Annotated in this window: 9 protein-coding genes; all 9 read left to right on the forward strand. The window is 67.9% G+C overall.

The annotated features are described in order from the left end of the window. Nucleotides 1–121: hypothetical protein (locus B4E30_RS16570; RefSeq protein WP_414683185.1), on the forward strand; the 121-nt coding region annotated here is incomplete at its 5' end. 121 nt (nucleotides 122–242) lie between these two features. Further along, nucleotides 243–551, forward strand: coding sequence for a hypothetical protein (locus B4E30_RS04715; protein ID WP_286793718.1), 309 nt, complete (start codon nucleotides 243–245; stop codon nucleotides 549–551). Next, nucleotides 548–1,489: a DNA-processing protein DprA gene (locus tag B4E30_RS04720; RefSeq protein ID WP_286793720.1), complete on the forward strand. Its 942-nt coding sequence runs from the start codon at nucleotides 548–550 to the stop codon at nucleotides 1,487–1,489. Before B4E30_RS04715 ends, B4E30_RS04720 begins: the two co-directional genes overlap by 4 nt. Beyond that, the gene (locus tag B4E30_RS04725; protein WP_219879460.1) at nucleotides 1,402–2,436 is read left to right on the forward strand and encodes a tyrosine-type recombinase/integrase; all 1,035 of its coding nucleotides are present in this window, start codon (nucleotides 1,402–1,404) and stop codon (nucleotides 2,434–2,436) included. Before B4E30_RS04720 ends, B4E30_RS04725 begins: the two co-directional genes overlap by 88 nt. Continuing rightward, nucleotides 2,430–4,730, forward strand: a complete 2,301-nt coding sequence (locus B4E30_RS04730) for a site-specific integrase (protein WP_219879459.1) — start codon at nucleotides 2,430–2,432, stop codon at nucleotides 4,728–4,730. The genes B4E30_RS04725 and B4E30_RS04730 overlap by 7 nt, the downstream gene beginning before the upstream one ends. Nucleotides 4,731–4,823: 93 nt before the next feature. Beyond that, complete coding sequence (secA2, locus tag B4E30_RS04735; RefSeq protein ID WP_258186448.1) at nucleotides 4,824–7,145, forward strand: accessory Sec system translocase SecA2; 2,322 nt, start codon at nucleotides 4,824–4,826, stop codon at nucleotides 7,143–7,145. Nucleotides 7,146–7,158: 13 nt separating this feature from the next. Then, nucleotides 7,159–7,665, forward strand: coding sequence for a DNA-processing protein DprA (locus B4E30_RS04740; RefSeq protein WP_414683184.1), 507 nt, complete (start codon nucleotides 7,159–7,161; stop codon nucleotides 7,663–7,665). Nucleotides 7,666–7,713: 48 nt separating this feature from the next. Then, the gene (locus B4E30_RS04745; protein WP_286793724.1) at nucleotides 7,714–8,616 is read left to right on the forward strand and encodes a tyrosine recombinase XerC; all 903 of its coding nucleotides are present in this window, start codon (nucleotides 7,714–7,716) and stop codon (nucleotides 8,614–8,616) included. A 27-nt stretch (nucleotides 8,617–8,643) separates the two neighbouring features. Then, nucleotides 8,644–9,002 (forward strand): hypothetical protein (locus B4E30_RS04750; RefSeq protein WP_286793726.1); only part of this gene is annotated, 359 nt, incomplete at its 3' end.

Consider the following 9,002-nt stretch of genomic DNA (forward strand, 5'->3'; position numbering starts at 1 on the left):
CCGCGCCTACGACCGCGTGCTGCGCGTCGCGTGGAGTCTGGCGGATCTCGCGGGCAGGCCGCGCCTCGGCCTCGACGACATCGGACGTGCCCTCTACCTGAAGAAGGGAATTGCTTCATGACGGACTACGACCTCACCCCGACGGCGATCCGAGACGCGCTCGGACCCTTCGGCGAGGGTCTCGATGACGAGGCGGCGGTGGAGATGTACGCCCGCGTCGCGTGGTCGCNNGCGGTGAGGGGATGAGCACCGAGACGGCGCGTGAGCGGGTGCGCGAGGCGCGAGACCGGGCGGCGCACCGGCTTCGGGAGACCGAGTGGCGGCGCAACGCGCAGGTCGCCGGACCGTGGCTGCGCGAGGGCCCGGCTGCGCCGGACCCTGCAGCTCGCCGGCCGCTCGACATCGCGCTGCAGCGCGGCGCGCTCACGCTCCGCGCCTACGACCGCGTGCTGCGTGTCGCGTGGAGTCTGGCTGATCTGGCGGGCAGGCCGCGTCTCGGCCTCGACGACATCGGACGCGCCCTCTACCTGAAGAAGGGAATCGCTTCATGACGGATTACGACCTCACCCCGACAGCGATCCGAGATGCGCTCGGACCGTTCGGCGACGGTCTCGATGACGAGGCGGCCGCGGAGGTGTACGCCCGCGTCGCGTGGTCGCACGTCGCCGAACCGGGCGATGCCGACGCCGGTGCGCTGATCGGTGCGCTCGGCCCGGCTGTCGCGCTCGACACCGTCGCCCGCTCGGTGCCGACTCCTGTCGGGGAGCTCGACGGGCTGGCCGCGCGCCACGCGTGGGCTCGGTGGCGGCCTCGCCTGGACGGCGACGCGGTCTTCCGGTCCTTGCGGGCGGCGCACCGCATCGGGGCGATGCTGATCACGCCGGCTGCGTCCGACTGGCCGGAGAGTCTGAACGACCTCGGTGCACACGCGCCCGTGGCGGTCTGGGTGCGGGGAACCGTCGACGCGTGGCGCTCGACGGCGGTGGCGATCGTCGGAGCCCGCGCCGCGACTTCCTACGGCGAGCACGTCGCCGCCGACCTCGCCGCGGGCATCGGTGCGTATGGCGGCGCCGTGGTCTCGGGCGCGGCCTACGGCGTCGACGGAGCCGCGCATCGAGCGGCGCTCGCCGTGGGTTCGCCGACGGTCGCCTTTCTGGCCGGTGGCGTCGATCGCGCCTACCCGCGGGGCAACAGCGCGCTGATCGAGCGCATCGCCGAGGTCGGGGCGCTCGTGAGCGAACTGCCACCGGGCGCAGCTCCCACGAAGTGGCGGTGTGTTTACCGGACTTGCGGTGCGGTAACTACGTTCACCGTGCGAGGCTCATCGTCGTGTCGTCAGGTCTGGCTGTGGGAGCGCTCGTTGAACCGCCGTTCTGGGCGGTCGGTGTCGACGGTGCACCGATGGCCGAGGTCGAGGACTTCCTGCTGGACTTCTGGGCGTGCGGCAATGCCGAGTCCAGCTGCCGCGCGTACGCGTTCGGGTTGCTGAGATGGTTTCGGCATCTTCAGATCGCGCAGACTTCGTGGGAGCGCGCCACGCGCACCACCGTTCGTGACTTCGTGCTTGCATGCAAGCAGCCGTCCGCGTTGTCATCGAGAACGTTGAAGCCGCGCACGATCAACCACAATCTCGCCGTCGTGTCCGAGTTCTATCGCTTTCAGCTTGGGCAGGGCCGCGGTCCCGTGTCTAACCCCGTGCCGCAACGCGGAGAGTCTCGTCGCAACGGCACAAGGAGCCCGGAAGCGCCGTTCCGACTGGACCCGCGCGCTGACCTTCGGCAGCGCGTCCCGCAGGGGCAGCCGCGATCGCTACCCGAGTCGCGCATCGCAGAGTTGTTCCGGATCCTCGATCACCCTCGTGATCGCGCACTCTTGGAGTTCTATCTCTCCAGCGCAGCGCGCCCATCGGAACTGTTGGCGATGACGTTCGAGGATGTCGATCCAGGCCAGCAGCAGATCACGGTCACGCGTAAGGGCACCAGAGCCCGCCAAGCGCTACCGGCGTCGCCGGAGGCCTTCGTGTGGTTGGCGCTCTATCAGCAGTCACTGCCGCCCGAGTTGCTCGCGCCGGGAAACCCAGTTTGGTGGACGACGAGACGCCCGCTTCGACAGCTGAACTATGACGCAGCACGCGCGATCCTGCGACGGGCAGGGTCCGCGTTGGGCAAACACGTCAAGCTCCATGACCTACGCCACACCGCCGCAGCGCAGATGGCACAGGACTCCGCGCTGAGCCTGTCCGACATACAGCGGGTGCTCGGTCACGTTCACCTCTCCACCACGCAGCATTACCTTCGCCAGCACGACTCAGACGTGCTCGCACGCGTGATCGAGCACCTACAGCGCCGGAACGAGCCACGCCCTCCACCATCGCGACCGCCGCTGGCGTATGACCCCGCGGATCTACACGAGCTAACCGGAGACGACGCATGGTGAAGGACCTGGTCGACGTCGACCTGGACGACGTACTTGACGCCGAGGAGACCTCGCCGCCGGCGAGGGTTCCGATCTTCCGACAGCCCTCCAACGCGGCGATCCCGCGAGAAGATCTGCTGGCCCTGGCTGGCGGGCCGAATCGGCTGGCGCAGAACATCGACCGCGACTACCGCCCGCAGATGGCACTCTTCCTCGATCGACTGCTGCAGGAGCCTGGGCGCACTTGGCAACAGCGATGGGAGGCGAGCGGCGCTGAGCGCGCGACCAAGATCGGAGGATGGGCGGACACCTTCCCCGGGTTGCACGCTGCGTCCGTCGCGCACAGCCGCAGCGGACCGGGCCGGATGATCACCATCCTGCTTCGCGCGGACGTGTTCCGCCCCTCGCTCGAGTTCCTCGCTCTGAACTCGAGGATCGATCTCAGCGGTCTTCCGTGGTCGACGCGGGGCCTGGATGAGGCGCTCGAACGATTCGAGCAGCGCAGTCATCTGATCGATACCCCAGCGCCGCGTCGAGGGCTGCTCGCGATCCAAGCTGCTACCGGAAAGCACCTTGATGAGATCGTCGTCGAGGAACTCGTCGTGCTGGGTCGCTCGCTGACCAAGTACCGACGCGCACAGGCAGCGAACGCCTGGGAGGTGCTCAAGCTGATGGGCATCGCTCCGACCGATGCACCGAGCCTCCGGCAGCTGACCCGAGCACCACGCCGCGACGCCACAAGCATGGTCGACTTCTACCAGGTGGAGCCACCCGCTATCCGAGAGATGTTCCTGCGATACCTCCGCGGGCGCGAAGCAACCGTCGACTACTCCACACTGCGCAACCTCGCCTACGAGCTCCTCAAGAACTTCTGGTCCAAGATCCGCGAGCACAACCCTGCTCAGGAGAACCTGCACCTCAGCCCAGAACTGGCGCATTGGTGGAAGGTCGAGAACGCCCGAGATCGAGTCGACGTGCACCGCACGCTGTTCATGGTCCGGGGTCTCTACAACGACATCGCCGCCTGGGCAACGCAGGACGCCTACTGGGCGGGATGGGCTGCGCCCTCGTTCTTGACGAAGAACGACACCGCTGGGCACATGAAGAACAAGCGGCGCATCCAAGCCGCGATGCACCAGCGGATCCGGCACTTCATCGACCGAGTCCCGCAGCTGCTCGACGCGATCGACACCGACAAAGAGAAACAGACGGCATTGCTCGCGATCGCCCTCGAGACTCCGATGGGCGAGCAGTTCGAGTTCCGCGGCGCACGCTACACGCGTCTCGCGCGGCCGCTGCCCGGCCCTGCGACCAAGGTCTGGATCCGCGACGAGGACACCGGCGAGCAGATCCCGCAGGCACGCATCGAACACTTGTCGTTCTGGGCATGGGCGACGACCCACATCCTCCACGAGACCGGCGTCCGCATGGAGGAGCTCACCGAGCTCACCACGACCGCGCTGTTCACCTTCCAACCTCGGGATGGCGATCGAGTGCTCCTGCTGCAGATCGTGCCGTCCAAATCCGACCGCGAACGGGTGCTCCTGGTCTCCCCGGAGCTCGCTCATGTGCTCGCCTCAGTGCGGCATAGAGTCCGCGGTGACGCTGACAAGGTGCCCCTCGCGGTCCGATACGATCCCCAGGACAAGGTGTTCTCGGAGAAGCTGCCCTTCCTCTTCCAACTACCGGGCCGCGGAACCAACCGAGTGATGGCCTACGCGACCATCTACACGTTCATCCAATACGCCCAGGACATCGCCGGGATCGCGAGTGACGGCACCCGACTGACCGCGCACGATTTCCGGAGGATCTTCGCAACTGACGCGCTTCGCACCGGGCTCCCGGTCCATATCCTCGCCAAGGTCATGGGTCACCAGAACCTCACCACCACCCAGGGATACACTGCCGTCTTCGACGAGGACGTCGCACGTCACTTCCGGGAGTTCGTCGATCGCCGCCGCGCGCTTCGACCCGTCGAGGACTATCGGCGACCCAGCGGGGAGGAACTCGACGAGTTCCAGCAGCACTTCGCGAAACGCAAAGTCGAGCTCGGCTCATGCTCCCGCGGCTACGGCACGCCTTGCATCCACGAGCACGCTTGCATCCGCTGCCCGATGCTGCGGCCTGACCCCGCTCAACGACGCCGACTCGAGTCGATCCGCGCGAATCTGCTCGAACGCCGAGGCGAAGCGACACGCATGGGCTGGCGCGGGGAGCTGGAAGGGATCGAAATCAGCCTCCGCGCCGCCGATGAGAAGCTCGCGCAGATGAGCCGCATAGTCAGGCTGACCCTCGAGCGACGTCGACCCGACTGAGCAACCCGTGACGCCCGGAACAAGAGCGATGGACTCGCGAACCACCTGATGGCTCGAGCATGATGTCGCAGGCAGCGTGTTTGGATGGGAAGCATGAAACGGTGGCTGGCGCGAGCAGTCGGAGCGCCGGGCTCCACGTCTCTGCGTCGCTTTCGTCGCGTTGTCTCACGCGCGAGAGAGAGACAAGAGTGGGCCGACCATCTCGCTGATGATGCGCTGGTCGACGCGGCGCGAAGCTCTTTCGCCGCCGCCGACCCTGGTTCGAGCGTTGAGCCGTCTCCAGAGCTCTTGGCGATCCTGCGCGCTGCCGCGCAGAGGACGCTCGCGCAGACGCCGTTCGATGAGCAGCTGCTGGCGTGCTGCGCGCTGCTAACTGGACATGCCGTCGAAATGGATACCGGCGAGGGAAAGACCCTGGTGGGCGCCCTCGCTGCCGTCGGTTTCGCGATCGCCGGCCGCAGGGTTCACGTGCTCTCAGTCAACGACTACCTCGCCGAGCGAGACGCCGACTGGATGCGTCCCCTGTTCGACGCGCTCGGGGTCAGCGTCGGCTGGATCGGCCAGCACACCGACTCATCGACACGCCGCGAGGTATATCGCAACGATGTCGTCTATGCTCCCGTCAGCGAGGTCGGCTACGACGTCCTCCGCGACAGGTTCGCCACGACCGAAGCCGACCGCGTGCTTCCCGTCCTGGACGTTGCGATCGTCGACGAAGCCGACGCCGTAATGATCGACGAAGCGATGTCGCCGCTCGTGCTCGCCGGGTCCTCGACGGACACGCCCAGTGACTTCACCGCCGCCGATACCCTCGTCCGCGAACTCGCCGCCGGCACGCACTACGCCGTCGACGGAGACCACGCGACCGTCTCGCTCACCGACGCCGGACTGGACCTCTTGGAGCATCGGCTCGGCGGGGTGAACCTCTTCGACACCGAGCACACGGCCACGCTCACACGAGTGAACCTCGCCCTGCACGCGCACGTTCTGATCCAGCGCGACATCGACTACCTCGTCGTCGAAGACACCATCAGGCTGATCAACACCGCCCGCGGCAGGGTCGCTCATCAGCAACGTTGGCCGGACGGATTGCACGCCGCGATCGAGGCGAAGGAGCAACTCGAAGTCTCCTCACCAGGCCTGATTCTCGACACACTGACCGTCCAGGACCTGCTGCGCGACTACGCGACGCTGACCGGCATGAGCGGCACCGTCGTCGCCGTCGCCGAGGAGCTCATCGAGTTCTACTCGCTTCCCGCCGGGCGGGTCGAACGACGGCTACCGAACCAGCGGGTCGATCACACGCCACGAGTGTTCCTCGACGACCAGACCCGTCTGGACGCCGTCGTGACCGAGATCCGTGATCGTCACCACACCGGTCAGCCGATCCTGGTCGGCACGCAGAGCGTCGCCGAGTCCGAGCGCTTCGCCGCTTCCCTCGCCGAAGCAGGCATCCCATCCCGAGTGCTCAACGCCCGAAACGATGCCCACGAAGCCGCCGTGATCGCCAGGGCAGGCGAGCTCGGAGCCGTCACAATCTCGACACAGATGTCCGGGCGCGGCACCGACATCCGACTCGGGGGAACCGACGAGCACGACCATGCTCGCGTGGCCGCGACCGGCGGCCTGGCCGTCCTGCAAGTCGGCCGCTACCCATCGGGACGCCTCGACGCGCAGCTACGCGGCCGCGCCGGCAGACAGGGCGACCCCGGCCTCACCATGACGTTCGTGAGCACCACCGACGAACTCGTGCAAGCCAACGCCCCAGCACATCATCTCGGGAAGATCACCAGACGCGGCCCGCGGTTGGATCAGGCCGCACTCGGAAGCATCGTCGACCAAGCTCAGCGAATCGCGGAAGGCATCCGACACGACCGGCACCGCGACACCTGGGACTTCAACCGCGCGATCGCACGGCAACGCGCCACTGTCCTGGAAGACCGCAACGAAGTCATGCATCACGACCGCGGCCTCATCGAGCTTGCCAACCGCGTCCCGTCGAAACTCGCAGAGCTCGAGTCAACCTCCTCATCCGAAGTCATCGCTCGCTTGGCCCGCGAAGTCACGCTCTGGTGCCTCGACGAACAGTGGTGCGACCACCTCGCCCACCTCAGCGAAATCCGCGACGGCATCCACCTCCAAGCCCTCGCAGGCGTCAACCCTCGCGACGAGTTCCACCGCATCGCACTCCGCGAGTTCCACGGATTCTTCGCGACCGCCTACGAACGAGCCGCCGACATCATCCAGAAGGCAACGCCCGATCAGCTCAGTCAAGGAATCGCAGGCCTCGGCCTGCGCAGACCCTCGGCAACCTGGACCTATATGACCAGCGACAATCCCCTCGGCAGCCCCATGGACCGCGCCACGCGCGAAGCTGGCAAATGGTGGCGATCACGCATATATCGCATCGAGTAGTTCCCGAGGCTCGTTGGACAAGAGGCCAGCACCGATTCGAGTCGCGTTAGTTCGGAGAAGCTTCCTCCAGCGCAATCGGCTGATTGCGGCGCTCGGAGCGGCGACCGTGGTGGTCGAGGCGGGCTGGCGCAGCGGCTCGCTCAACACCGCCGGGCACGCCGTGAGCCTCGGGCGACCACTCGGCGCCGTCCCCGGCCCGGTGACCAGTGCCGCCTCGGCGGGCTGCCATCGACTGCTGCGGGAGTACGACGCGGTCGCCGTGACCGGAGCGGACGACGCCTGGGAGCTGGTGGGTGGGCTCGACGCACGGGACGTCGAACGCGCGGACGGTGCGACGGGTGGTCCGAGGACGGATGCGGCGACCCGCGTCGTCGACGCCCTGAGCACGCGCGCCGGTCGCTCCACCGACGAGGCGGCGCGCGGTGCCGGCCTCTCCGTCGCGGAGACGGGGTCGCTTCTCGGGCTGCTCGAACTCGAAGGGCGTGTCCGCCGCGACGATCGCGGCTGGCGTCGCGCCTGATCGGTGCGCCGCGCACCTCGGGGACGGGAAGGAGGGGAAGCTGAGGGCATGAGGTTCGGCGAAGCGGCGGAGAGCTACGTGGATCATCTGGCTCACGTGCGCCGATTGTCGCCACGGACCGTTCGTGCGTATCGCGGCGACCTCGCCGATGTCGTGGCGGCAACCGGGGATCCGGTGTTGACGGACGTCGACGTCCACGCTCTCCGCGAGTGGCTGTGGGAGTCGGTGCAGCGCGGTCACAGTGCATCGACCCTTGCTCGCCGAGCCGCGGCCGTTCGCGGATTCTTCGCTTGGTCGGTGGAGATGGGACTGGTCGAGGTCGATCCGAGCGCTCGCCTCGTCACCCCCAAACGGGGGCGCACCCTTCCCCGGGTGGCTACCGCGGACGGCGTCTCCGACCTCCTCGACGACGTGCGCGATGCCGCACGCGACGGCGATCCCGTGCTGCTGCGGGACAGCGCGCTGCTCGAAGTGCTCTACGGCACCGCCATCCGCGTGTCCGAGCTCTGCGCTCTCGACCGAGACGCGATCGACGACGACCGCCGCACCCTCCGCGTGGTCGGGAAAGGCGACAAGGAGCGGATGGTGCCCTTCGGCGCCCCGGCCTCCGCTGCGCTCGAGGCCTATCTCGTGCGGGGTCGCCCGGTGCTGCACGCCCGCGGCGACGGCGCCCCCGTCGCCGCGGTGTTCCTCGGCACCCGAGGTGCGCGCATCGGCCCGCGCGCGGTCTACGACGTGGTCGCGCGACGACTCGGGCCGGTCATCGGTGCGAGCGTCGGCCCCCATGCGCTCCGGCACTCCGCCGCCACTCACCTGCTCGACGGCGGAGCCGACCTGCGCACGGTCCAGGAGCTTCTCGGACACGCGAGCCTGGCGACCACGCAGATCTACACCCACGTCTCGAGTGAGCGCCTCGCTGCGACCTACCGCCTCGCCCACCCTCGTGCTTAGCGCCCGCCCCGCGCATAGGGTGGTTGCATGCCGATGGATCTCCCCCTGCCCGGTGCCCGATTCCGGGGCGCCGCGGCCGCCGTCACGATCCTTCTGATCGCGTCGCTCACGGGGTGCGTGACCGAGACCGTCGTGCGCCTCCCCGAGGAGCCCACCGGCTCGGCGGGGACCTCGGCGTCCTCTGCGTCGCCCTCCGTGAGTCCCGCCGAGAGGAACCCGGAGGACCTCGCCGGCCAGACCGTCGAATGCTCCGAGGCGCCTCTCGAGATCGCCGAGAGGGCGGATCCGCGCGTCGACGTCGTCGGAAGCTGTCCCGCGGTGACGGTCAGCGGCAACGACCTCACCATCGACGTGAGCAGTGCCGACGTCGGCGACCTGATCATTCG

This window comes from Microbacterium sp. UBA3394 (genome assembly GCF_002358725.1).
Lineage (GTDB): Bacteria > Actinomycetota > Actinomycetes > Actinomycetales > Microbacteriaceae > Microbacterium > Microbacterium luteum.